The 24,634-nt window shown below is 40.8% G+C and carries 21 protein-coding genes and 1 other annotated feature; of the genes, 15 read left to right on the top strand and 6 right to left on the bottom strand.

Annotation, left to right across the window (positions count from 1 at the left end; all coding sequences use genetic code 11):
* Window positions 1-18: 18 nt before the first annotated feature.
* The 5 genes from NSQ34_RS16085 (at window position 19) to NSQ34_RS16065 (ending at window position 8,267) form a co-directional block, all read left to right on the top strand.
* Entirely contained in the window at window positions 19-1,704 is a 1,686-nt protein-coding gene (locus tag NSQ34_RS16085) for a methyl-accepting chemotaxis protein (RefSeq protein WP_061110141.1), read from the top strand.
* Window positions 1,705-1,892: 188 nt separating this feature from the next.
* Entirely contained in the window at window positions 1,893-2,456 is a 564-nt protein-coding gene (gene raiA, locus NSQ34_RS16080) for a ribosome-associated translation inhibitor RaiA (RefSeq protein WP_024423608.1), read from the top strand.
* Between the two features lie 198 nt (window positions 2,457-2,654).
* On the top strand, window positions 2,655-5,180 hold the full coding sequence (gene secA, locus NSQ34_RS16075) for a preprotein translocase subunit SecA (protein ID WP_034281086.1): 2,526 nt from the start codon (window positions 2,655-2,657) through the stop codon (window positions 5,178-5,180).
* Between the two features lie 67 nt (window positions 5,181-5,247).
* Window positions 5,248-6,349 (top strand): peptide chain release factor 2 gene (gene prfB, locus NSQ34_RS16070; RefSeq protein ID WP_098677688.1). Its coding sequence is split into 2 segments (ribosomal slippage): window positions 5,248-5,319 and window positions 5,321-6,349, totalling 1,101 coding nucleotides; the frame shifts between segments, so codons are not numbered across the junction.
* Window positions 6,350-6,473: 124 nt separating this feature from the next.
* A complete protein-coding gene (locus NSQ34_RS16065; RefSeq protein ID WP_046313070.1) occupies window positions 6,474-8,267 on the top strand; it encodes a M3 family oligoendopeptidase in 1,794 nt (597 codons plus the stop codon).
* Window positions 8,268-8,284: 17 nt separating this feature from the next.
* Here NSQ34_RS16065 and NSQ34_RS16060 read toward each other — a convergent pair whose 3' ends face one another.
* A complete protein-coding gene (locus NSQ34_RS16060; RefSeq protein ID WP_120207788.1) occupies window positions 8,285-9,019 on the bottom strand; it encodes an alpha/beta fold hydrolase in 735 nt (244 codons plus the stop codon).
* A gap of 189 nt (window positions 9,020-9,208) precedes the next feature.
* Here NSQ34_RS16060 and NSQ34_RS16055 point away from each other — a divergent pair, with 189 nt between their 5' ends.
* The 5 genes from NSQ34_RS16055 (at window position 9,209) to NSQ34_RS16035 (ending at window position 13,761) form a co-directional block, all read left to right on the top strand.
* Window positions 9,209-10,057 carry a YitT family protein gene (locus tag NSQ34_RS16055; protein WP_024426245.1) on the top strand — a complete coding sequence of 283 codons (849 nt, stop codon included), beginning with the start codon at window positions 9,209-9,211 and terminating at the stop codon, window positions 10,055-10,057.
* 48 nt (window positions 10,058-10,105) lie between these two features.
* Window positions 10,106-10,435, top strand: a complete 330-nt coding sequence (cccB, locus tag NSQ34_RS16050; protein ID WP_024423602.1) for a cytochrome c551 — start codon at window positions 10,106-10,108, stop codon at window positions 10,433-10,435.
* 383 nt (window positions 10,436-10,818) lie between these two features.
* Entirely contained in the window at window positions 10,819-11,505 is a 687-nt protein-coding gene (gene ftsE / locus NSQ34_RS16045) for a cell division ATP-binding protein FtsE (protein ID WP_024423601.1), read from the top strand.
* Window positions 11,498-12,388: a permease-like cell division protein FtsX gene (ftsX, locus tag NSQ34_RS16040; protein ID WP_034281079.1), complete on the top strand. Its 891-nt coding sequence runs from the start codon at window positions 11,498-11,500 to the stop codon at window positions 12,386-12,388. Before ftsE ends, ftsX begins: the two co-directional genes overlap by 8 nt.
* Window positions 12,389-12,498: 110 nt before the next feature.
* The gene (locus tag NSQ34_RS16035; protein ID WP_268456204.1) at window positions 12,499-13,761 is read left to right on the top strand and encodes a M23 family metallopeptidase; all 1,263 of its coding nucleotides are present in this window, start codon (window positions 12,499-12,501) and stop codon (window positions 13,759-13,761) included.
* 49 nt (window positions 13,762-13,810) lie between these two features.
* Here the strand turns inward: NSQ34_RS16035 and NSQ34_RS16030 are convergent, their stop codons facing one another.
* Window positions 13,811-14,551: a sulfite exporter TauE/SafE family protein gene (locus NSQ34_RS16030; protein WP_024423598.1), complete on the bottom strand. Its 741-nt coding sequence runs from the start codon at window positions 14,549-14,551 to the stop codon at window positions 13,811-13,813.
* A 153-nt stretch (window positions 14,552-14,704) separates the two neighbouring features.
* Here NSQ34_RS16030 and NSQ34_RS16025 point away from each other — a divergent pair, with 153 nt between their 5' ends.
* The 3 genes from NSQ34_RS16025 to NSQ34_RS16015 all read left to right on the top strand — a co-directional run bounded on the left by NSQ34_RS16025 (window position 14,705) and on the right by NSQ34_RS16015 (window position 18,107).
* Window positions 14,705-16,153: a S41 family peptidase gene (locus NSQ34_RS16025; RefSeq protein ID WP_039181746.1), complete on the top strand. Its 1,449-nt coding sequence runs from the start codon at window positions 14,705-14,707 to the stop codon at window positions 16,151-16,153.
* A gap of 344 nt (window positions 16,154-16,497) precedes the next feature.
* On the top strand, window positions 16,498-16,851 hold the full coding sequence (locus tag NSQ34_RS16020) for a swarming motility protein SwrAA (RefSeq protein ID WP_007500014.1): 354 nt from the start codon (window positions 16,498-16,500) through the stop codon (window positions 16,849-16,851).
* A gap of 68 nt (window positions 16,852-16,919) precedes the next feature.
* On the top strand, window positions 16,920-18,107 hold the full coding sequence (locus NSQ34_RS16015) for a PDZ domain-containing protein (protein WP_024426241.1): 1,188 nt from the start codon (window positions 16,920-16,922) through the stop codon (window positions 18,105-18,107).
* Between the two features lie 9 nt (window positions 18,108-18,116).
* Here NSQ34_RS16015 and NSQ34_RS16010 read toward each other — a convergent pair whose 3' ends face one another.
* A complete protein-coding gene (locus NSQ34_RS16010) occupies window positions 18,117-18,482 on the bottom strand; it encodes a winged helix-turn-helix transcriptional regulator (RefSeq protein ID WP_024423595.1) in 366 nt (121 codons plus the stop codon).
* A gap of 227 nt (window positions 18,483-18,709) precedes the next feature.
* Here NSQ34_RS16010 and NSQ34_RS16005 point away from each other — a divergent pair, with 227 nt between their 5' ends.
* The gene (locus NSQ34_RS16005) at window positions 18,710-19,384 is read left to right on the top strand and encodes an NAD(P)H-dependent oxidoreductase (protein WP_120207786.1); all 675 of its coding nucleotides are present in this window, start codon (window positions 18,710-18,712) and stop codon (window positions 19,382-19,384) included.
* An 89-nt stretch (window positions 19,385-19,473) separates the two neighbouring features.
* Window positions 19,474-19,699: a binding site (T-box leader), on the top strand.
* A 75-nt stretch (window positions 19,700-19,774) separates the two neighbouring features.
* Window positions 19,775-21,124: an amino acid permease gene (locus NSQ34_RS16000; protein WP_034281072.1), complete on the top strand. Its 1,350-nt coding sequence runs from the start codon at window positions 19,775-19,777 to the stop codon at window positions 21,122-21,124.
* A gap of 193 nt (window positions 21,125-21,317) precedes the next feature.
* On the opposite strand, the gene NSQ34_RS15995 is transcribed toward NSQ34_RS16000, so the two are convergent.
* From NSQ34_RS15995 to NSQ34_RS15985, 3 genes are read right to left on the bottom strand one after another with little or no spacing between them, the layout of a single operon-like run.
* Window positions 21,318-22,733, bottom strand: a complete 1,416-nt coding sequence (locus NSQ34_RS15995; protein ID WP_034281071.1) for a HAMP domain-containing sensor histidine kinase — start codon at window positions 22,731-22,733, stop codon at window positions 21,318-21,320.
* A complete protein-coding gene (locus tag NSQ34_RS15990) occupies window positions 22,730-23,416 on the bottom strand; it encodes a response regulator transcription factor (RefSeq protein WP_034281069.1) in 687 nt (228 codons plus the stop codon). The genes NSQ34_RS15995 and NSQ34_RS15990 overlap by 4 nt, the downstream gene beginning before the upstream one ends.
* Window positions 23,413-24,396: a YncE family protein gene (locus tag NSQ34_RS15985; RefSeq protein ID WP_061110135.1), complete on the bottom strand. Its 984-nt coding sequence runs from the start codon at window positions 24,394-24,396 to the stop codon at window positions 23,413-23,415. Before NSQ34_RS15985 ends, NSQ34_RS15990 begins: the two co-directional genes overlap by 4 nt.
* Window positions 24,397-24,634: the final 238 nt, after the last annotated feature.

Here is a 24,634-nt window from a genome sequence, read left to right as displayed (position 1 = left end):
GACCATTCGGAGGAAATTATGAGACTAAAAAATCAATTTTTATTTGGGCTTATTGTCATATGTGTATTGTTTGTCAGTATGTTAGGATTCTCAAGCTTTCTCTATTACAAAACAGATCAATCCTATAAAGCGCTATTAAGCAAGGAAGTGAAGCTTTATCAGACATCGCTTGAATTAGAAACTCTTCTGCAAAAGCAGGAAGCACAGATTAAAACATATGTCGTCGTGCAAGATGCTGAAAATTTGCAGAAAATTGAGCAAACATATGAAGATATTAATAAGAAAACAGCAGAAGCTTCTAAAATGAGTACGGTCAAACAAGCAAAAAATCTATTAGATCAAATCTCAGAAAAAAATTATCTCTACTACACCTCAACAAATCGATTATTTAATTCATTAAATATGCAAAATCAAAAAGAATTCAACACCCGCCTCAGTCAAGAATTACAACCTATCGAACAAGAAATACATACCTTTACAAAAGAATTCGCTCAAAATCAGCTAAAACAACGTGATCAAAAAATCAATCAGCTCAATCAAGATAGTAATCAATTATTGCTTACACTCATTTTGGTCAGTGCAGCGATTATTGTTGGCCTTTTGGTGATTGGGATCAGATTTGTTCATCGCATGACAAAACCAATTGTTTCTGTCACAAATGCCGCAAAAAGGATGGCAGATGGTGATCTTACCCTTGAAGAGATTGAAGTGACCTCTAAAAATGAGATTGGTCAACTCGGCACAGCCTTTAATCAAATGACGGCTCATTTGCGTCAGCTTATTTTTCAGGTGCAAAGCGGATCAAGACAGCTTGCTGATTCTGCTGCTCAATTTGAGGAAACCATCAGTCAAACGATATCGGCTAGTGAGCAGACATCCAGCTCGATTGAACAGGTCAGTGAAGCTTCACGTGAACAATCAGATGCGGTCGGAAAAGTGGCATCCGCCATTCAGGAAGTGTCGACTGGCATGCAAAATGCAGCTGTACACACGTCCGATGTTTCGGGTCACTCAATTTCAGTGACTGAAAAGGCTGAAGAGGGTGCCGCCCTTATTCAACAATTTGTGCAACAAATGAGTTCTATTAAAGAGTCTGTGAATGAACACCATTCCACAATGGCCCATGTGCAAGCGCAGTTTACAGGCATTCAAGATCTGTTAGGTCATATCCATGCCATTGCTGACCAGACGAATTTGCTTGCTTTAAACGCAGCTATAGAAGCAGCAAGAGCGGGAGAACATGGAAGAGGCTTTGCAGTTGTAGCAGATGAAGTGAGGAAACTGGCAGAAGAATCTAGTCAGTTGACAGATCAAATTAGTCAATTACTCGAGAACGTGAACAAAGATACAGAAAGGTCATCACAATCGATGACGAAGGTTGAGCGGGATGTAGCAGAGGGTGTAAAAGTATCACAATTATCTGAACAAAGCTTCCATGAAATATTGGAATCTATTCGTGATATTTCAATGAAAGCAGAAGAGCTGTCAGCCACTGCAGAACAAATTTCTGCTAGTACAGAGGAAATTTCTCAAACGGTTGGTTTCATTGAAGAAGGTGCGAAACGAAACTCAGAAGAAACAGAGTACATGTCTGCTGCTGTTGAAGAATCATTAGCGGCCAATGAAGAGATGAAAGCGGCTGCGGAGGATCTAAAATCCTTATCTCAATCGCTGAAAACATCGATTTCATCTTTTACCATTTAATGTACGCTGGTCTTTTTCAAGAATCAGCCGAATATATATTCATCACCTATCAAGCAACAGTTGAAGCACCGCAAAATTCGACAAATTTCAATAAATATTCACATTTTTTTTACGTTTGAGCAGGAGAAAAGGAGGGAAAAGTAGAAATAGGTTTACATATCCTTAATTTTAAAGGAGGCGTTCTTTACATGAATTACAATGTCAGAGGAGAAAACATCGACGTAACACCTGCACTAAGAGATCATGTCGAGAAAAAAATTGGAAAGCTGGAGCGTTATTTTGAGACAGATGTAGATGCTTCAGTCAACGTGAACTTGAAGTTTTACAACGATCAAGAATCTAAAGTTGAGGTTACCATTCCAATGACTGATCTAGCACTTCGAGCTGAGGTGCATAATGAGGATATGTACAATGCAGTAGACCTAGCAGCCAGTAAATTAGAACGTCAAATTAGAAAGCACAAAACAAAAGTAAACCGTAAATTCCGCGAGCAAGGTGCCAAAAAGCACTTATTTGCTGGAGGAAATGGTACGGCTGAAGTAGCAGTTCAAGATGACGAAGAGATTGATGAAACAGAAATCGTCAGACAAAAACGTTTCAACTTAAAGCCGATGGATAGTGAAGAGGCCATTCTCCAAATGAACATGTTAGGTCATAGTTTCTTCGTTTTCACAAATGCTGAGACAAATTTGACCAATGTGGTTTATCGCCGAAATGACGGTAAATATGGACTCATTGAGCCAAACGCTTAAATATCAGTTGATGCTGATTCAAAAACAACCTAAATAAAGTAAACCCGTTCCCTTCATAAGGGGCGGGTTTTTTGTGCGAAATTATGGCAAATTCTTTGGAAATGAAAGAAGGTATGGTATGATAAATGCAGGTAAATATGGACCTGTCAAACTTTTGGACATGCCGAAAAATTGCATGAAATAGAGGAGCGTTATTATATGCTTGGAATCTTAAACAAAGTGTTTGATCCTACGAAACGTACGATCAGCCGATATGAAAAAAAGGCAAATGAAATCGAAGCTCTCGCTCAAGATTTTGAAAAATTATCTGACGAGGCTTTACGAAATAAAACGATTGAATTTAAAGAAAAACTTGAAAAAGGACAATCGGTGGATGACCTGCTGGTTGAAGCATTTGCAACGGTTCGCGAGGCATCCCGCCGCGTAACAGGAATGTTCCCATTTAAGGTGCAGCTCATGGGGGGGATCGCGCTTCACGAAGGTAACATCGCTGAAATGAAAACAGGTGAAGGTAAAACATTGACATCAACAATGCCTGTTTATTTAAATGCTCTTTCTGGAAAAGGCGTCCACATCGTGACAGTCAACGAATATTTGGCAAGCCGTGATGCGCAGGAAATGGGCAAAATTTTTGAGTTTCTTGGTTTAACAGTCGGCTTAAACTTAAACAGCTTAGACAAAGATGAAAAAAGAGAAGCGTATGCCGCTGATATCACGTATTCAACAAACAATGAACTCGGCTTTGACTATTTACGGGATAACATGGTGCTTTACAAAGAGCAAATGGTTCAGAGACCGCTGCATTATGCCGTGATCGATGAGGTTGACTCCATTTTAATTGATGAAGCGAGAACACCTCTTATTATTTCTGGACAAGCTGCGAAATCAACAAAGCTTTATGTACAAGCCAATGCATTTGTCCGCACATTAAAAATCGAAGATGATTTCACGTATGATATTAAAACAAAAAGTGTGCAGCTGACTGAAAGCGGAATGACGAAGGCGGAAAAAGCATTCGGCATTGAGAACCTGTTTGATGTCAAACATGTCGCGCTGAACCATCACATCGCTCAGGCGCTGAAGGCACATGTTGCGATGCAAAAAGACGTGGATTATGTAGTAGAAGAAGGCCAAGTAGTCATCGTTGACTCCTTCACAGGACGTTTAATGAAAGGACGCCGTTATAGTGAAGGTCTGCATCAAGCCATCGAGGCAAAAGAAGGTCTTGAAGTGCAGAACGAAAGCATGACACTAGCAACAATTACGTTCCAGAACTACTTCCGTATGTATGAAAAATTATCTGGTATGACTGGTACAGCAAAAACGGAAGAAGAAGAATTCCGTAACATTTACAACATGCAGGTTGTCTCAATCCCGACCAACCAGCCAGTTGTTCGTGATGACAGACCTGATTTAATTTACCGCACAATGGATGGTAAATTTAAAGCAGTGGCTGAGGATGTTGCGCAGCGCTATATGACAGGGCAGCCAGTTCTTGTCGGAACAGTTGCAGTTGAGACATCTGAGCTTATTTCTAAGCTGCTTAAAAATAAAGGCATTCCTCATCAAGTGTTAAACGCAAAAAACCATGAGCGTGAAGCACAAATTATTGAAGAGGCTGGTCAAAAAGGTGCTGTGACCATTGCGACAAACATGGCAGGACGTGGTACAGACATCAAGCTTGGCGAAGGTGTAAAAGAACTTGGAGGTCTGGCTGTTATCGGGACAGAGCGTCATGAATCCCGTCGTATTGATAACCAGCTTCGCGGACGTTCTGGACGTCAAGGAGACCCAGGGATTACCCAATTCTATCTCTCCATGGAAGATGAATTGATGCGCCGATTTGGTGCAGAGCGGACGATGGCGATGCTTGACCGCTTTGGCATGGATGACTCTACACCAATCCAAAGTAAAATGGTGTCTAAAGCCGTTGAATCATCTCAAAAACGTGTAGAGGGGAACAACTTTGATTCCCGTAAGCAGCTTCTGCAATATGACGATGTGCTTCGTCAACAGCGTGAAGTAATCTACAAACAGCGTTTTGAAGTCATCGATTCTGACAACTTAAAATCAATTGTCATCAATATGATCCAATCTTCAATTGAGCGTGCGGTGGGATCTTATACGCCAAAAGAAGAGCTGCCTGAAGAATGGAAACTAGATGGTCTTGTTGAATTAATCAACACGAACTATTTAGACGAAGGTGCCATTACGGTCAAAGATATCTTCGGTAAAGAAGCAGATGAAATCACAACCTTCATCATGGATCGTATTAAAGAAAAATACGATGCAAAAGAAGAAACATTTGGCGAAGAACAAATGCGTGAATTTGAAAAAGTCATCGTTCTTCGTGCGGTGGATTCGAAGTGGATGGACCATATCGATGCAATGGATCAGCTGCGTCAAGGGATTCATTTACGTGCGTACGCACAAACGAATCCGCTTCGTGAATACCAAATGGAAGGATTTGCGATGTTTGAGCATATGGTTGCTTCAATTGAAGATGACGTGGCCAAGTATGTCTTGAAATCAGAAATCCAAAACAACCTAGAACGTGAAGAAGTGGTTCAAGGTCAAACAACGGCTCATCAGCCGCAAGAGGGCGATGAGGAGAAGACAGTGAAGAAGAAGCCGGTACGTAAAGTCGTAGACATTGGACGAAACTCCCCATGTCACTGCGGAAGCGGCAAGAAATATAAAAATTGTCATGGGAAGACAGAATAAGTAATGGAAAGAGGTGAAAACCTCTTTCTATTCATGTCAGCCCCCATACATCTATGAGGTGAAGGATATGGAATTAGTAGAAATTAGACAAGAGCTTGAAAATATGGCTAGCAGGCTAGCTGATTTTAGGGGGTCTCTTTGACTTAGAAACAAAAGAGGCCAAAATCGCAGAGCTTGAAGCGACGATGTCAGAGGCTGATTTTTGGAATGATCAGCAAAAGGCTCAAGGCGTTATCAATGAAGCCAATGCACTGAAGGATTCTGTGAATTCCTACCATGAGCTCAGTGAATCACATGAAGAGCTGCAAATGACGCATGACTTATTAAAGGAAGATTATGACGAGGAGCTTCATGCAGAGCTTGAAAAAGAGCTGAAGAACTTAACGAAGCAGTTTAACGAATTTGAGCTGCAGCTTCTTTTAAGCGAACCTTATGATAAAAACAATGCCATTCTGGAGCTTCACCCAGGTGCAGGCGGTACTGAATCACAGGACTGGGGTTCTATGCTTCTGCGAATGTACACTCGCTGGGCAGAGCGCAGAGGCTTTAAGGTCGAAACGCTTGATTACCTTCCAGGTGATGAGGCAGGGATTAAGTCTGTGACTTTGCTCATCAAAGGGCATAACGCGTACGGTTACTTAAAAGCTGAAAAAGGTGTCCATCGTTTGGTTCGTATTTCTCCTTTTGATTCTTCTGGCCGCAGACATACATCCTTCGTTTCCTGTGATGTCATGCCGGAATTCAATGAAGAAATTGATATTGATATACGGACAGAGGATATCAAGGTAGATACGTATCGTGCAAGCGGAGCAGGTGGGCAGCACGTTAATACGACGGACTCTGCTGTTCGTATCACACACATTCCAACGAATGTCGTCGTGACGTGCCAAACAGAAAGATCACAAATTAAAAACAGAGAACGTGCGATGAAAATGCTGAAATCGAAACTTTATCAAAAACGGATCGAAGAACAGCAGGCAGAATTGGATGAAATCAGAGGAGAGCAGAAAGAAATTGGCTGGGGAAGCCAAATCCGCTCTTATGTATTCCACCCTTATTCTCTTGTGAAAGACCATCGAACCAATACGGAGATGGGAAATGTTCAAGCGGTGATGGATGGAGATTTAGATTCATTTATCGATGCGTACTTACGTTCGAAATTATCATAAAAACTCGGCTTCTTGCCGGGTTTTTTTAATTGTGAGAAAATATAATGAATATAAAGGTATACATACGACATACTGATTCTATATCCTTTGTATGATGAAATTAGCAAATAAAGGGGGAAATATTTTGGGATTAACACCATTGCAAGAAACGTGGGATTTAGATGCCTTTTTTAAAGGAGGCAGTTCTTCACCAGAATTTAAGACATACCTGCAAAACATTCAGCAGCTACTAGATGAATTACGACAAAAGGTGGATGCCTTTTCAAAAGAAGATACACACATTGAAAGCCAATTAACGTCTGTCCTTGACGCGTATGAAACTACATATAAAAAATTGTCTCAAGCAAGTTCATTTGTATCCTGCCTACAAGCTCAAAATACGAAGGATATGAAGGCAGGCAGTCTTCGAGGTACGATTGCCAACCTAGAAGCTGATTTAGGAACCATCCTTGCACTGTTTGATCAAGCGCTAGCTGCTATCCCTGCAAACAAGTGGGAAGAATTGATGAATTCAGCAGCCTTTTCAGATGTCCGCTACATATTAAATGAGCGAAGAGACCGTGTGAAGGATCAATTACCTGTTGAACAAGAAACGCTGATTCAAAAGCTGGCTGTAGATGGGTACCATGCGTGGGATGAGCTTTATTCCAGCTTAGTCAATAAAATTACCATTCCGTTTGAACAGCATGGAGAAACGCAGATGATCTCTGTAGGCCAAGCAGAAAATGCTATGGATGATTCAGATCGTGAAGTCAGAAAGGCCGTTTATCACAACCTAGAGCATGCATGGAAGCAGGATGAACATTTATTTGCTAGTACGCTCAATCACCTTGCTGGTTTTCGTTTGCAAGTGTATGAAGCAAGGGGCTGGGATCACATTTTAAAAGAACCGCTTGAAATTTGCCGGATGAAACAAGAAACCCTTGATGCAATGTGGTCTGTGATTGATGAACATAAGCAGCCATTCATTGATTATTTACACCGAAAAGCTGACATGCTTGGAGTGGATAAGCTGAGCTGGTTCGATGTTGGGGCTCCTATCGGCAGTGAGACCAAAATCTATCCTTATCAAGAAGCAGCTGCTTTTATTGTGAAACATTTCGCAGGATTTGGAGAAGAGCTCGCTGCTTTTACAGAAAAAGCCTTTAATGAACGCTGGGTAGAAGCTGAGGACCGTCCAAACAAACGGGTAGGCGGCTTTTGTACAAATTTCCCTGACAGCGGAGAATCACGTATTTTTATGACTTTCTCAGGAAGTCCATCCAATGTGGCGACACTAGCGCATGAGCTTGGTCATTCGTTTCATCAGGAAGTGATGCAGGATGTTCGCATTCTGAATCGCAAATACGCAATGAATGTAGCTGAAACAGCGTCGACATTCGCAGAAATGATTGTAGCTGATGCCTCATTAAAAGAAGCGGCAAATGAAGAGGAGCGGCTCAGCCTGTTAGAGGATAAGCTGCAGCGCAGTGTAGCTTTCTTCATGAACATTCAATCTCGTTTCTTATTTGAACAGCGCTTTTATGAAGAGCGTAAACAAGGAGAAGTGCCGGCTGACAGATTGAATGAATTGATGGTCGAAGCGCAGAAGGAAGCGTTCGGTGACTCATTAGATGAATACCATCCGCATTTCTGGGCTTCTAAGCTGCATTTCCATATCACGAATGTTCCATTTTATAATTTTCCATACACCTTTGGATACATGTTCTCGTTAGGAATTTACGCAAAAGCATTGCAGGCTGGTACATCGTTTGAAGAGAAATACATTGCATTATTAAAGGATACTGCTTCAATGACAGTAGAAGATTTAGCCAAAAAGCATCTAGGCGTTGACCTTACCCAAAAAGCATTTTGGGAAGAAGCCATTCGTTTGGCTGTAGCAGATGCTGAAGAATTTTTAGAGGTGACAAAAAAATAAAAAATGAAAAGCTCCTATTATGGGAGCTTTTTTGCTGGCTTCAGCCAGTCAACCATTGTCTGGATGAGATCATTTTGCTGCGACAGGGCTGGAATGTCCGCTGGCTGATCCCCTTTTTGTTTGCCATACATGCCAAACTGCGCATGATTCCCGCCTTTTATTTCATGAAAAACGGTTTGAGACGGCAGATTTGCTTTCGATTTTTTGATTTTTTCTTGTGTTGCCAGCCCATCCTTTTCACCTGAAATAGAGAGGATTTTTAGTGACGATTGTTTCAGGTCATCTGATGCTGGATAAGATGCTAGGAAAAAGAGTCCATCGAGCTTGCTCTGATTTTTTTCTGCAAACATAGCGGCAGCTGCCCCGCCAAGTGAATGTCCGCCAATATACCAGTGTTTGATCGATTGGTGATCTTTGATGATGTCCTGCGCTTTGTTTGGATTGAAGATCGCAAAGGAAAATGGCATGTCAGGGATAAAGACAGAGTAGCCTTTTTTCATCAGCGTATCCCCGATATAGGCATACGCAAGTGGTTCCACCTTTGCCCCAGGATAGAGAATGATGCCAGTATCACTTTTTGATGCTTCAAATGTATAAACATTGTTTTTATGTTCCACTTGCTCCATGTTTACTTGTTTTTTTAATGCTTCTGATGGTCCATATGTAAAGCGGCTCCATGTATAGAAAGCACCAAAAGCTAAGATGATCAGTGCAAGTAATGTCATACCTGTTATCTTCAGTATTTTCTTCATCGCATGCCCCTTCTTTCTCATGTACATATTAAATATACCATCAATTCATCCTATGCCAACCGGCAAGTACGCTATTCCGTCTGTGTGATAAAGTATTAATCCATTAGCACTGCATTTGGCTGTTATTTACAATCGTTTTAAGAGGGATTAAAATAGGTGTGCATTCAGAAGTAACGGAGGAAGAAAGACATGAAGCAGGGACATTCACAATTTTGGATCGAAGTGAAAAATTATTTGTTCATTTTAATCGGATCTGCCATCGTGGCGATTGGTTTTAATACGTTATTATTACCGAATCAGATTGCAGCAGGCGGTGTGAGCGGCATTAGTACCATTATGCAGTCATTCGGCTTTGAAGCGGCGTATGTGCAATGGGGGCTTAATATTCCCCTGTTTATCGCTGGCTTTTATTTATTAGGCGGTACATTTGGAGTGAAAACACTCGTTGGCTCGATTTTTTTACCTTTCATGGTGTTTGTCACAAGACATATTGCACCTGTCACACATGAAGCACTGCTGGCGGCTATATTTGGCGGTGTGGTCATTGGGATCGGAATAGGGCTCGTGTTCCTTGGGAATGGATCAACGGGTGGAACAGCACTCGCTGCCAAAATCATCAATAAGTACACAGGACTCACGCTAGGCACCTGTTTAGCGATGATGGATGGCTTGATTGTTCTGGCTGCGATGACGGTCTTTGGAATTGAAGAGGGGCTGTACGCGGTCATTGGTGTGTTTATTTCTAGTAAAACGATTGATGTGGTACAGGCTGGCTTCAGTCATTCAAAAATGGCAATGATCATTACAGGGCATGAAGATGAGGTCAGACAGGCGGTTTTTGATCAAATTGACCGCGGTGTGACGAAGATCTCAGCAGTCGGAGGATATACCGATCATGACCGCCCAATTTTGATGTGTGTCGTTGGGCAGTCACAATTCACAAAGTTGAAACAAGTGGTGAAAGCAATCGATGCATCTGCATTTGTCATCGTGATGGATGCAAAAGAGGTGCTTGGTGAGGGTTTTAAAAGGGCATAAACAAGGATATAATAGCGTTGACCAAATGATTGTAAGGGAGGGAAATAGATGAAAAAAAGCGGATTAACGATGCTGTTTGCAGCGATGCTTCTTGTTCTTGCGGCTTGTGGAGGAAATTCAAGCAGCAGCGACAAAGAAGGCAGCAAAAGTGCATCATCTGTAAGCAGTGGTGAGGAGATCTATCAGCAAAACTGTATCGGCTGTCATGGGAAAGACCTATCTGGCGGAGGCGGTCCAAGCCTGAAGGAAGTAGGGAAGAAATATAATGAAAGCCAAATCGCAGATATTGCGCAAAACGGTAAAGGCTCTATGCCAAGCGGTATGGTAGATGAGAAGCAGGCAAAAGAAGTAGCAAAATGGCTTGCAGAGAAAAAATAAAACCTTTGTCTAATCGACAAGGTTTTTTTGTTTTTTTATATGTAGAAAAAGACTTTTGGATAGTATGAAAACGCATTATATTAAATTTTATTTAAAAAATAAGGGTATAAAGGCATGTTTTTCGGTTTTGATTGTTCTATTTACCTTTTATTTATAAGTTTTGAAATATAAATGTAATACCATTGCGTCGATTCATGACGTATAATTGGAGTTGTTGAAATTTAGACGATTCAATTTTTTCATCTTTTTGGATGAAAAGGACATAAATTGTTAGTAAGTATCGAAGGGTATGTGCGTGACCATACATAACGTTTTTTGACGAGAAGTGTCAAAACATCATGATAAGCTGTTAGTCAGCGAATAAGAAAAGATTAGGTGATTACATGATTCAAATGAAGGAAGTCTACAAGATCTATCCTAATGGCGTAAAGGCGATCAATGGAATCAATGTCTCTATCCATCCAGGAGAGTTTGTGTATGTTGTTGGTCCCAGTGGTGCTGGTAAATCCACTTTCATCAAAATGATGTATCGTGAAGAGAAGCCAACCAAAGGGCAAATCTTAATTAATAACAAAGATTTAGGCTCAATGAAGGAAAAAGAAATTCCTTACGTAAGAAGAGAAATTGGCGTAGTATTCCAAGATTTCAAGCTGCTCCCAACTCTTACTGTGTTTGAGAACGTAGCATTTGCTCTTGAAGTGATTGGTGAACAGCCTCATATCATTAAGAAAAAAGTGCTTGATGTTCTCGATCTGGTTCAGCTAAAGCACAGAGCGCGTCAATTTCCTGACCAGCTGTCCGGCGGTGAACAGCAGCGTGTGTCTATCGCCCGCTCGATTGTTAATAGCCCTGAGGTCGTCATTGCAGATGAGCCGACAGGAAACCTTGATCCAGACACTTCTTGGGAAATCATGAAGACGCTCGAAGAGATTAATAACCGCGGAACAACAGTGGTTATGGCGACACACAACAAAGAAATTGTAAACACCATGAAGAAACGCGTCATCGCAATCGAAGATGGAATGATTGTGCGTGACGAAGCAAGAGGGGAGTACGGAATTTATGATTAAAACTCTCTCGCGGCATTTACGTGAGAGCTTCCGTTCACTTGGAAGAAACACGTGGATGACATTTGCATCAATTAGTGCGGTTACTGTCACATTGATTTTAGTTGGGGTTTTCCTTGTGATTATGCTCAACTTGAATAACATGGCATCGAACGCTGAAAAAGAAGTAGAAGTAAAAGTATTAATCGAATTAACGGCGAATCAAAAGCAGCAGGATGAATTAAAAGCAGAAATTGAAAAGATTCCTGAAATCAGTAATGTGAAGTACTCATCTAAGGATGACGAACTGAAAGCACTGATTAAAAGCTTTGGAGAAAATGGACAATCCATGGGACTTGTTGATCAAGAAAATCCATTAAACGATGCGTTTATTGTGAAAACAACAGATCCTCACGATACACCAAAAGTAGCGAAGAAATTAGAAAACCTAAAGGGTACATATAAAGTAACCTATGGGAAAGAAGAGGTCAGCCGACTCTTCAATGTAGTTGGAGTAGCGCGTAATGTCGGCATTGTGCTCATTATTGGGCTGTTATTTACAGCTATGTTCTTAATCTCCAATACGATCAAAATTACGATTTTTGCTAGACGTAAAGAAATTGAGATTATGAAGCTGGTAGGTGCAACGAACTGGTTTATCCGCTGGCCATTCTTCATTGAAGGATTATTGCTTGGTGTATTTGGTTCCATTATACCAATTGCCCTATTGCTTGGCACGTATCAATATGCAGTTGGCTGGGTCGCACCGAGAGTACAAGGCTCATTTATTTCAATGCTTCCATACAATCCGTTTGTCTATCAAGTATCACTGGTCCTGCTAGTGATCGGTGCAATCATTGGTGTATGGGGAAGCTTAACGTCTATCCGTAAATTCTTAAAAGTATAAATATATTTTGATGGCAGCATTCGAGGATTCTATAGAAGATGTGACCGGTTGACCCGATTCATCCGGTCGGCTCTTCATGTCGACAGTTGTCATGGGAGGGGAATATCGTTTTGAAAAGAAAGCTGATGATGGCTGGAATGGCAGCGTTTATTGGAACAACGTGGCTATACATTCCAGGGAACGAGAATCGTGCATTCGCATACGAAGACCTAGATCAAAAACGTCAACAAATCGAAGAGAAAACATCGAAGACTGAATCAAGCTTGAAGAAGAAGAAGTCAGAGCTGGCAAAGCTTGAAAAGAAAGAATCAAAGCTCAAGAAAGAAATTGAACAAATTGACCAAAAGGTAAGTACTGCAACTGAAAAAGTCGCTGAAAAAGAGAAAGAAGTTAAAAAAACGAAGCAAGAGATCAAGAAGCTAAAAAAAGACATTCAAGTCATCAATGAGCGAATTGAAAAAAGAAAAGCCATTTTCAAAGACCGAATTCGTTCAATGCAAAAAAGCGGCGGTACGATCAACTATTTAGATGTGCTGCTAGGTGCTCGCAGCTTTAGTGATTTTGTCGGTCGTGTTGGGGCTGTCACAACGATTGTCGAAGCAGACAAAGACATGATTACAGAACATGAAAATGATTTAAAGCTGGTGGAGCAAAAAGAAGCAGAGCTAAATAATCAGCTAAGCGGACTTGAAACATCTCTGAAAGAGCTAGAAGCACTGAAAAAAGATTTATCTAAGAAGCACAAACAAAAAGAACACATTTTAGGTGATGTGACAGATAAAAAAAATCATGCTCATGATGAACTAGGCAAGCTTGAGAATGAACAAGAAATCCTAGCGAATCAAAAAGCGGCTGTGAAATCTGAGGAAGCACACCGACAAAAGGAAGAAGCGAAGAAAGCAAAACAAGCAGCTGAAAAAAATGGACCTGCACCTCACAGCGGCGGCTCAGATCAAGTGTCTGATACACCAGCAAGCAGCTCTGGCTTTATTAAACCAGCTGCAGGACGTTTCTCATCTGGCTTTGGCGGACGTTCTGGCGGAAACCACTTCGGATTAGATATTGCAGCAAAAGGCACAGTTCCTGTCTATGCAGCAGCATCTGGAACAGTCACGAACTCCAGCTACTCATCGAGCTACGGAAATGTTGTGTTCATTACGCACAATATCAATGGACAGACATATCAAACTGTATACGCCCACCTGTCTACAAGAAGTGTGTCAACAGGACAGAGAGTCGAACAAGGACAATTCCTTGGATATATGGGAAATACCGGCCAATCGCATGGTCAGCATCTTCACTTTGAAATTCATAAAGGATTATGGAATGGCGCAAAATCAAATGCAGTCAATCCAGCGCAATATATCCGCTAATCAAAAAGCCGATAACATGATGTTATCGGCTTTTTTGATCTAGTTAGAATTAAAATAACAGCAGTAATCCGGCAATAATAGGTGTTAACAGAACAGCTGATTTCAATAAGAGCTTCGGTGCAAGGCGTGTGAATTTCGCGCCGATAAATGCGCCTAATACGGTGCCAATTAATATTTGGATCAGCAAGATAAAATCAACATAGCCCTCTGAAATATATCCAATTCCACCGCCGATGGAAATCGGAATAATGACAAGCATGGTCGTGCCAACGGCTTGCCTAATCGACAGCTTCAGTAAAATCAAAAGTCCTACTTGAATGAATGGTGCAGACCCGATACCAAACATGCCTGACAGCATCCCAGACACAAGGCCTAAAATAATGCCTCTTGTCATCAGCTGACGAGAAGAAAGCGGCTGCTGCTCAGCCTCTTCATTAAGAACAAATAGTTTGATCATCATAAAAACAGCGGATAAAAAAAGCATCCCTGCTGTTAAATAGTGCAGACTCTCTTCTGGAATAAAAGGAGCAACCTTAGCCCCGGCAAAAGAAGCGATACAAGCAAGTGCCCCGACAATCAAACCAGATTTCAGCTGAATGTTCCCTTCCCGGTAGTGGCTGTATGCACCTGATAGTGTCGTAAATGCCATGGCGGCTAATGACGTCCCGAGTGCTGTATGGATAGGGATATCAAAAATTAACGTAAGCAATGCGATGACAAATCCTGCCCCGCCTGCTCCTACAAAACCTAATAAAATTCCTAATAAAAGCATCGTCAAGATAATATACATAGCGAAGACTCCTTCTCAATCATAACAAAATAAAAATTACACCTAATAAAATGATTCGTCAAGCCTTCACGGGAGAATGTCTTTACATGAAATCCCTTCTTCTGGCATATAATAACTCAGGTCATCAGGAAGAGTTGAAGAAGGAGGCCAAATATGAAAAAACAAATCGCATCTATTATGGCAAGTGTCGTTCTCTTAATAAGTGCAGGTGTGATGACGCATAAAGAGGGAACTCATGCGGAGTCACCGCAAGCAGCAGCTGCAATGGCTGGACAAGCTCAATCAAGTGATAAGGCGAAAGAGAATGGGATGGAAAAGATCGAGAAAGCCTATGACCTTATTTCAAATGAATATGTAGAGGAAGTGGATCGGCAAAAGCTGCTTGAAGGCGCGATCCAAGGAATGCTTTCGACTTTAAACGATCCGTATTCAGTATACATGGACAAGCAAACCGCAAAGCAATTTTCTGATTCGCTTGATTCTTCCTTTGAGGGAATTGGGGCAGAAGTGGGGATGGATGAAGGAAAGATCATTATTGTCTCCGCCTTTAAAAAATCCCCTGCGGCAAAAGCAGGTCTAAAGCCGAAAGATGAAGTCATCAGCATAGACGGTGAGCCGATGAAAGAAAAAAGCTTAAACGATGCTGTACTGAAAATAAGAGGAAAAAAAGGAACGTCTGTCGCCTTAACAATCAAACGAAACGGGATTGAAAAAGAGCTAACGTTCCATATCAAACGAGAAGAAATCCCGCTTGAAACAGTGACTTCCTCTGTAAAAGAGGTAAATGGTCATAAAACAGGCTACATTGCGATCTCCAGCTTCTCTGAAGATACGGCGAAGGATTTCACTTCAAGCTTGAAACAGCTCGAGAAAAAGGGCATAGAAGGCCTTGTACTGGATGTGAGAGGAAACCCTGGCGGCTATCTGCAAAGTGTGGAAGATATTTTGAAGCATTTTATTACGAAGGATCAGCCATATATTCAAATCGCAGAACGGAATGGCGACCGGAAACGGTATTTTTCAAAACTGAAAGAACAAAAGCCTTATCCAGTCAATGTCTTAATTGATAAAGGCAGTGCTTCCGCTTCGGAAATACTTGCTGGGGCCATGAAAGAAGCTGGAAAGTATGAAGTCGTCGGTGATGTCTCCTTTGGAAAAGGAACTGTGCAGCAGGCGGTTCCGATGGGAGATGGAAGTAATATTAAATTAACGCTGTATAAATGGCTCACGCCAAAAGGCAATTGGATTCACAAAAAAGGCGTCGTACCGACAATTGCGATTCATCAGCCGGATTACTTTACCGCAGGTCCGCTTCAGCTAAAAGAACCGCTTCAGCTTGATATGAACAATGAAGAAGTGAGACAAGCGCAGACGCTGTTAAAGGGATTGTCATTTGACCCTGGCAGAGTAGATGGATACTTTGATGAAGAAACGAAAAAGGCCGTACTTGCCTTCCAAAGCACATACAATCTCGATAAATCAGGTGTCATTGATTTGAAAACAGCGGAAATGATGAACAAAATGGTGGATGAAGTGAAATCATACGAAAAAAATGACCTTCAATTACAGACTGCACTAAAAGCACTATATCTTAAAAAATAAAGAGGCGAATAATAGCCTCTTTTTTTTGGTTCATAAGTGTCATGAACATGTAATAATTTATGATTAAAAATAAATTATATCGAGAAATATATTCATTTATTTTACAAAAAACATAACATTCCTTCAATTTTACCCGATAACATATGTATATAAGAGACTTTCTGTTGATTTAAACATGTCATGAAAATGAAACTTTTGAAAGTTGTATGTTACATAAATAATTCTTACAATAAAAAGTAGCACTCATTTTAAATATTTTATTTTTTGCGGATATTCAGCTTGAGCATGAAGCTGTACCGAGGTTTGCGCTTTTCTTAAAAGAACTAGTAAATGGGGGTACACAATTGAAAAGGGCAAGTATTGTGAGAGAGAAAAAATATTACGAGTTGGTAGAGGAACTTAAGAGTCGTACGAAAGATGTGACGTTTTCCGCTACAAAGGCATTAAGTCTGCTCATGCTGTTAAGCAGGTACTTGGTCAATTACACAACGGTAGAATCAGTCGACGAAATCGATGAAGACTGTGCTGAGATATACTTCAATTATTTAATGGATAATCATAAGAGACTTGGTATAAACTTAACCGACATCAAGAGGTCGATGCAGCTGCTCGGCGGCATACTAGATGTAGATGTCAATCACTACTTAAAAGATTTTTCACTGTCGAATGTCACACTTTGGATGAATCAGGAGAAATAAACCTGATGTCAAGCATCGATTTATTTGATAGAATAAGAGAAAATGCTTGACTTGGGCGGTGAACGATAATGAGCTCGGAGTGGATGGGAGCTGGATTAAAAGCGGTCGGTCTGTTTTTAATCCATCCTCTTTTTTATTTCATGATATTAATCAGCCTATTGCATGGCTACATCCGCGTAAAGCGGGAGAGAAAAGCGTTTCAAACAAGAATAGAAGATGTATACGATGAACTTAAATTTACATATTCAAAGGGATGGATTCTAGGGATTTGCCTATCCGTTATTTCAGTAGGCTTAGGGATTGCCCTCCCCCCTGGATTCATCGTGCTGATTGCAGCGATGACCATCGTTTTCTCTTTATTCTTTAAGGCGAGTGCGCTTTCGTCTGCATACACACTCGGTTTCAGTTTTATTGCGGCACTTGGACTGATGCATTTCCAAGTGAGTCATTCTTGGCTGCCGCAGCTCTCAATGATGAATGCATCAGCCGTTGTCATTCTGCTAGGACTTCTATTAATGACGGAGGGGATTCTAGCCTATCGAACGGCGCATTTACGTACATCGCCTGCTATGGTGATGAGTGCGAGAGGACTTTTAATTGGTCAGCAGCGGGCAAACCGTCTGTGGCTTTTACCGCTTGTTTTGCTGATGCCGGCAGGTGAATTCACTTCTTCTCTGCCATGGTGGCCGGTGCTTCAAGTACATGATCAAAGCTTTTCATTTATTTTGATTCCATATATCATCGGATTCGGTCAGAGAATTCAAGGCTCACTGCCAATTGTTAGTATTCAAATTACAGCGCGGCGTATTCTCATGCTCGGACTCGCTGTCGCCTTATTAGGTGCTGCAAGTATTTGGTTTGAACCGATTGCTTGGGGAGCTGTATTGATTGCGGTGATAGGAAGAGCCTTTCTCTCATGGAAACAGAGGGTCAATGACAATGCTGCTCCGTTCTACTTCTCTAAGCGTAATCAAGGGCTGATGGTGCTGGGGATTATTCCAAATACACCAGCGGCTGATTTAAAGCTTGAGATCGGAGAAGTCATCACAAAAGTGAATGGAATTGAAGTCAAAACCGTTTCGGAATTTTATGAAGCCCTTCAAACCAATCGTGCTCTAACGAAGCTCGAGATCATTGGCTTAAATGGTCAGACAAGATTTGAGAAACGTGCTTCTTACGAAGGGGAGCATCATCAGCTTGGCATCCTGTTTGTGAAGGATGATCCACAGCAAGAACCAACGGCAATTTCATCTTAAAAAAAGCTGCTAGAGATGGCAGCTTTTTTCTTTTGGGCGCGCTTCTTTCCCGTAGGATTCGCCCCATTCACGCATGGCGAAGATGATAGGCTTTAATGTATTTCCGAGAGAAGTGAGGGAATATTCGACACGAGGGGGGACCTCCTCATAGACTTCTCTATGGACAACGCCGTCTTGTTCAAGCTCACGCAATTGCAGTGTGAGGACACGCTGAGAAATTCTTGGCAGCAGCCGGCGCAATTCATTGTAGCGTTTTGGTCCGCAAGTCAAATGATAAAGGATCACTCCTTTCCATTTCCCTCCGATGACACTTGTCGTCACTGAAACGGGACAGCCATGATTGACAATACTGACTGGATTGGATGGTGCACTCATCTTAACACTCCTTTCTAAGACAAATTTGGTGATACACGAACAAGATGGTAACTAACGAACAAAAATGTGCGTACTTGAATCACTCGAAGCTTTTCTTATACCATAGAGATATCACATCACACATTCGGGCTGTTGTTTTTTTATCATAACAATTTCTAAATGAGAATGGAAAGAAATTGGATTGATGAAACTAACGCCCTAATTGGTTAATAGAAAGGATGAATACAATGCGAGACAAAGAGCAATTAAAAAAAGAAATCATTGAGGCGTATGAGTTCCGCCATGCGACAAAAGAGTTTGATCCAACGAAAAAAATACCAGAGGATGATTTTGCATTTATTTTAGAAACAGGAAGACTTTCCCCAAGCTCTGTAGGGTTTGAGCCTTGGAAGTTCCTCGTTGTTCAAAATGAAGCATTTAGAGAAAAATTAAAAGAGTATACATGGGGAGCGCAAAAGCAGCTTCCTACTGCCAGCCATTTTGTGATCATCTTGGCAAGAACAGACGCCCGTTATGATTCAGCATATGCAGAATACATCAACAAGCAAATCAAAGGAATGTCAGACGAAACGTTCGAGATGGTGAAGGGACGCTACCAAGAATTCCAAGAGAATGATCTTCATTTGTTAGAAAATGAACGTACGCTCTTTGATTGGGCTTCAAAACAAACGTATATTGCCCTTGGAAACATGATGACAGCTGCTGCACAAATTGGCATTGATTCATGCCCAGTCGAGGGATTCAGCTGCGATGAGATTCATCGCATTCTAGATGAAGAAGGGCTGCTTGAGGATGGTCAGTATGATATTTCTGTCATGGCAGCCTTTGGTTATCGTGTCACCGAGCCAAAGCGCGGCAAAACGCGCCGTCCAATGGATGAAGTAGCTGTTTGGATTCGTTAAAAGAGAATGTCTGAAAAAGGATGTTGACAATTGCGTGGTTAGTCAGTATATTTAAAAAATAAAATCTTTGATGAATATACAAATTGACTATAAACGCTTTGACTTGAGAATAGTAGATGAACATCCGTTTTTTTAAGAGAGCTGCGGGTTGGTGCAACGCAGTAAAACGAATCATTGAACTCGCTCAAAGAGCGGTAAGACTGAATGAATAGTAAGTCTTTACGTGTGACCTCCGTTAACGGGTTTTAAGTTGGATTCAGCTATGGCTGAATCAATTAGAGTGGTAACGCGGTTGCAAGGTCAGTCGTCTCTTCAAGGAGATGACTGGCCTTTTTATATGTTTTTATCCTATATTTGTCTGAAGATTCAAATTTAAAGGAGCTATAGAAAATGGAAAAGGAACATGTGCAGTTAAAACGAACAATGACGTCAAGGCATATTATGATGCTCGCACTTGGTGGTGCAATAGGTGCTGGTCTGTTTAAAGGAAGCAGCTCCGCTATTGATATCGCAGGTCCTGCTGTCATTTTGGCATATATGATTGGTGGTCTTATTTTATTATTTATTATGCAAGGACTTGCCGAAATGACGGTTGCACGACCTGGCGCAAGAACATTCCGTGATTTAATTGAACCGGTGTTAGGGAAATATCCGGCTTATTTCTTAGACTGGATATACTGGAAAATGTGGGTGCTGAACATTGCAGCAGAAGCAATCGTATCTGCGATCTTTATTCAGTACTGGTTCCCACAGGTGCCGATTTGGATACTTGTGTTAATCATTTCACTTGTTGTGACATTGATCAATGTTTGTTCTGTTAAAATGTTTGCTGAGACGGAGTACTGGTTAGCTTCTATTAAAATTGCTGTCATTATTTTATTTATTATCATTGGGTTAACCATGCTGTTTGTCTCATTTGGTCAGCATGCTGCACCGGGATTATCCAACTTAACCGACCACGGAGGATTTTTCCCGAATGGAACAGGCGGCTTAATTGCGGCCATGCTTGTGGTGGTGTATTCATATGGCGGGACTGAAATGATCGGGGTCACATTAGCAGAAACAAAAAACCCTGAAAAAGTCATCCCAAAGGCCATTCAAAGTACATTTGTACGAATCATCGGTTTCTATGTACTGCCGTTCTTCATCATCGTCAGCTTGATTCCCTGGAATCAAGTAAACAATGAGCAAGTGAGTCCATTCGTCACCGTGTTTGCAACGATTGGCGTGCCATACGCAAGTGACATCATGAACGGTATCATTTTATTAGCGATCTTGTCTTCTATGAACTCTGGGCTGTACGCATCCTCAAGGGTACTTTATACGCAAGCGATGGATGGGCGTGTATGGAAGGGCTTCTCAAAGCTATCAAAACAGCAGGTGCCTGTCAGAGCGATCCTAGTGTGTACATCTACATTGTATGCTGCTGTATTGATTTCTCTTTTTGTAGGAAGTCAAACCTTTAATTATTTAATGGGATCTTTAAGCTATACGGTCTTATTCATTTGGTTTATTATTGCTGTCGGGCATTTAAAATCTCGAAGTGTAGCAGAACCAGGAGGATATCGCGTGAAGCTGTATCCTTTCACAACATGGTTTTCTGTGATTGCGATCATTGCCATTTTCATCGGCGTTGTGTCAACAACTCCAATTGTCCAAACGATGGTCACAATGGGCATTTATCTGATTATTACTCTTTCTTTCTTCATCAACAGAAAGCGGTTTGAAACAGCTGTTTGATTTAAAAGCGTGCAGGACGTTCTCAAGAAGGTCTTGCACGCTTTTTTTGAGATAGTATTTCGTGAATGAAGCATTCAGCTCTCCTTTTTGAAAAATAGAATATGTGATGAAAAAGGGATTAAAAATAGTGGTTGTTAAGAAGACTGTTCAAATGTAGACAGCTGATTCTCATAGATAGTCTTCATCTCATTTGTTATTTGGTTGGCACGTCTTCAGTGAAAGGAGTATTTGGCAGCTGAATGATGGCTGTCGTACCAATGCCAGGCTCAGATTGAATGTCGAATGTTCCATGATGTTTTTTGATGATTTGATAGACAACGGCTAGTCCAAGGCCAGAGCCGCCATCCTTTCTTGTTCGTGCTTTATTTACACGATAAAATCGCTCAGAAACATGTGGAAGATCTTCTTTTGGAATACCGCTGCCTTCGTCGGTCACTTTCAATTCAGCAACACCTTGGTGAACTTGTAATTCAATCGATATTGATTTCCCAGATGGCGTGTAATGAATGGCATTGTCCAGTAAATTACGTATCACTTGTTGGAGACGGTCGCTATCACCATAAACAATACAATCCTCTTCTAGCGTTCGTTTGAAAATAATGCTTTTTTTGTCAGCGATGAATGCCATTTGATCAAGAACATCGTGGATGAGCTGTGCAAAGACGACTGGCTCCATCGTAAGTGGATAAGAGTCACCTTCTAACTGTGCAAGATCTAAAAGGTCGTGCACAAGCCGGCTTAAACGTGTGGCCTCATCTTGGATGATTTGCATCCCCTTTTTTTGATCAATGACCCCTTCTTCAATTCCTTCTGCATAGCCTTTCATATAACTTAAAGGCGTTCTAAGTTCGTGAGAGACATTCGCAAGAAATTCCCTGCGGTGCTGCTCAACTTTTTCGAGGGTTGAAGACAGTTTATTAAAGGAGCGGCTAAGCTGGTTTAACTCGTCTCCTTTTTTAGTTACGGCCATTCGTTTTGAGAAATCGCCAGATTCCATTTCCATTGCAATTTCTTTCATTTTATTTATTGTCTGTACAATGTGATTGGAGCTCTTATATCCGATTAAAAATATCAGGAGCAGAATCAATGAGATGGATATACCCAGCGTCAATCTAATTTGGACAAAGGGTTCATATACATCTGATAATGGCATGGAGAGGAAAATAGTTCCCGATAGATCATCATTGCTTGAGAAAACAGGGATGGCGATGCCAAGAATATCTTGGTGAAACTGTGGGTGTTCTCTAATTAACACGACGGTTTCACCTTGAAGGAGCTTTTGGCGTTCCTTGAACGTAATGAGATTATCATTTGTGTTCGTATCAAAAGGAAGACCACTTGAAAGCTCCATTGGATCATCTGTAAAAATAACGTTCGCCTGACTTGAGTCATTTGCCCATTTCATTCTGTCGGTAAAATACTTGTCTTTCCCGTGTGTGTGATAGATTTCTGCAAGCTTCTTACCTTGCAAACTTAAGGAATCAATCTGTTTATCAATATATAAGTGCTGGTATAAGTAAAAGGTAAGGGCAAGCGCTGAGGCTGCAACGATTCCGATCACTGCAAGAATTAAGAAGAGTACTTTCTTTTTAATCGATAATGGCTTCATTCTTCCTCCTCAAACTTATAGCCGACACCCCAAACGGTTTTAATATATCGTTCTGCTTCCTTTAACTTTAGTCGCAGCGTTTTGATATGTGTATCGACTGTTCTTAAAGAGCCGCTCATTGAATGTGATTCCCACAATTTTTGATAAAGGTGTTCTCGTGAAAACACTTGTCCTTGGTTGAGCAAAAGAAACATGAGTAAATCAAATTCTCTTCTTGTTAAATTAACGGGCTGTTGATGGAGGTAAACTTGTCTGCCATCTTGATCAATCTCCATGTCACCAATCTGTATTCGGCTGCGCTTTAGCGAAAGACCTCTAATTCGTCTCAGGGTTGTTTCAATTCTTGCTGCAAGCTCACGCAGACTGAAAGGCTTCATGATGTAGTCATCCGCTCCAATTTCAAGTCCTCTAATTCGGTCCTCTTCATAACTCCTCGCTGTTAAAAATAAAATCGGTATTTGAGATGTTTGTCGAATACGCTGACAGACTTCAAATCCATCCATGTCAGGCATCATGATATCTAATACAACAAGATCAACAGATTCCTTTTCAAGCTGATGCAAGGCATCTTTTCCATTATTCGCAGTGATAATGTGAAAGCCATGTCTCTTTAAAAAAGATCCGATTAACTCAAGCATATCAAGCTCATCATCTACGATTAAAATACGCATTTGTTCCTTCATTTCTTTTCCTCCAACACGATAGCGTAAGGTCCTGATGAGACATTCAGTTGATTTTTCATGATAAATGAGTGTTTATCGATGATGGATACTGAATTGTCATCCAAGTTACTCACATAAATTGATGACGTATCAGCAGTGATATAATTCGGATTTTGACCAGTTTCAACAGAAGCAAGCTGTTTATTTGTTTTGGTATCTACTTTGTATAGCGTATGATCTCCATGACATAGTACATATAAAGTAGAAGAATTTTTCTCTGGAAAAAATGCAACAGGCATAACGCCTAGCTTTATTTCTCGCTGTTTCTTGCCTGTTTTAGGGTCATAAGCAAAAATACTCTTATTTAAGGTGCCTTGTTTACCATGACCGCCGATCCAAATGGACTGTCCATCAAAATGAATCCCAGAAGGCCGTTCAAGTACAGAAAACGTACGTATATTTTTTTCCTTTTCAATATCTATGACGGAGACAGTATGACTTTCTGCATTTAAAACAAATAAAATACCTGACGAAGAAAGAGTCATAGAAGAAGGTAATTTTCCAGTTTTTACAGTCGATTTTATTTTTTTGCGCTCCGTATCAATAAAATAAACGACATTTTTCTGTGAGTTGGCAGCGATTAATGTATGAGAAGCTGCATCATATGTAAGGGAAGTCAGTCCTTTATCCACATTCATATAATCTGTTGCTGTCCCGTGTTTTAGATTAATTTCGATAAGGGATTCTCCCTCTTTACTAGTAGCGATGATGACGTCTTTATTGATTTGAATAAGATCAGTGAGTGGGTGTTTTAAATCCACAGAAGAGAGCATTTTATTTTTTTGTATATCAACTATTGAAAAGGAGGCTTTTTTTAATTGAGAGATGACAGCGATGGATTGAGAGCTGCCTGGCGGCGTAAATTGCTGTTCTTTTCCACAGCCTGTAACGAATAAAAGTAGAGCTGATAAACAGATCAAAACATATTTCACACGTACCATTCTTCCGCTCCTTTGCGTTCTCTATTTTCAAAATCATACCACAAAAATTGTGAAAAAAAATTGAAGTTATCTATGCTGAAAGAATGAAAAAAAGCTTTTAGGTAAGTGAGGGAGACCATTTGTACCTGAAGTTCCTTTTTTGTCTGGATCATATGCCATTTTTTCTTTCTTAAAAGATGATTTTCAGGATTTGATGGATGCACTCGCTATAGTTTACAGTGATACAAATGACGAAAAC

It is taken from the genome of Bacillus sp. FSL P2-0069 (genome assembly GCF_038593315.1).
GTDB lineage: Bacteria > Bacillota > Bacilli > Bacillales > Bacillaceae > Bacillus > Bacillus safensis.
This window is presented reverse-complemented; position numbering and strand designations above follow the sequence as displayed.

Bases quoted from the DNA above. Each gene is read 5' to 3' on its own strand.
- NSQ34_RS16085 (WP_061110141.1), top strand. From the start codon at position 19: ATGAGACTAAAAAATCAATTTTTATTTGGGCTTATTGTCATATGTGTA.
- raiA (WP_024423608.1), top strand. From the start codon at position 1,893: ATGAATTACAATGTCAGAGGAGAAAACATCGACGTAACACCTGCACTA.
- secA (WP_034281086.1), top strand. From the start codon at position 2,655: ATGCTTGGAATCTTAAACAAAGTGTTTGATCCTACGAAACGTACGATC.
- NSQ34_RS16060 (WP_120207788.1), bottom strand. From the start codon at position 9,019: ATGAAGAAAATACTGAAGATAACAGGTATGACATTACTTGCACTGATC.
- NSQ34_RS16055 (WP_024426245.1), top strand. From the start codon at position 9,209: ATGAAGCAGGGACATTCACAATTTTGGATCGAAGTGAAAAATTATTTG.
- cccB (WP_024423602.1), top strand. From the start codon at position 10,106: ATGAAAAAAAGCGGATTAACGATGCTGTTTGCAGCGATGCTTCTTGTT.
- ftsE (WP_024423601.1), top strand. From the start codon at position 10,819: ATGATTCAAATGAAGGAAGTCTACAAGATCTATCCTAATGGCGTAAAG.
- ftsX (WP_034281079.1), top strand. From the start codon at position 11,498: ATGATTAAAACTCTCTCGCGGCATTTACGTGAGAGCTTCCGTTCACTT.
- NSQ34_RS16030 (WP_024423598.1), bottom strand. From the start codon at position 14,551: ATGTATATTATCTTGACGATGCTTTTATTAGGAATTTTATTAGGTTTT.
- NSQ34_RS16025 (WP_039181746.1), top strand. From the start codon at position 14,705: ATGAAAAAACAAATCGCATCTATTATGGCAAGTGTCGTTCTCTTAATA.
- NSQ34_RS16015 (WP_024426241.1), top strand. From the start codon at position 16,920: ATGAGCTCGGAGTGGATGGGAGCTGGATTAAAAGCGGTCGGTCTGTTT.
- NSQ34_RS16010 (WP_024423595.1), bottom strand. From the start codon at position 18,482: ATGAGTGCACCATCCAATCCAGTCAGTATTGTCAATCATGGCTGTCCC.
- NSQ34_RS16005 (WP_120207786.1), top strand. From the start codon at position 18,710: ATGCGAGACAAAGAGCAATTAAAAAAAGAAATCATTGAGGCGTATGAG.
- NSQ34_RS16000 (WP_034281072.1), top strand. From the start codon at position 19,775: ATGGAAAAGGAACATGTGCAGTTAAAACGAACAATGACGTCAAGGCAT.
- NSQ34_RS15995 (WP_034281071.1), bottom strand. From the start codon at position 22,733: ATGAAGCCATTATCGATTAAAAAGAAAGTACTCTTCTTAATTCTTGCA.
- NSQ34_RS15990 (WP_034281069.1), bottom strand. From the start codon at position 23,416: ATGAAGGAACAAATGCGTATTTTAATCGTAGATGATGAGCTTGATATG.
- NSQ34_RS15985 (WP_061110135.1), bottom strand. From the start codon at position 24,396: ATGGTACGTGTGAAATATGTTTTGATCTGTTTATCAGCTCTACTTTTA.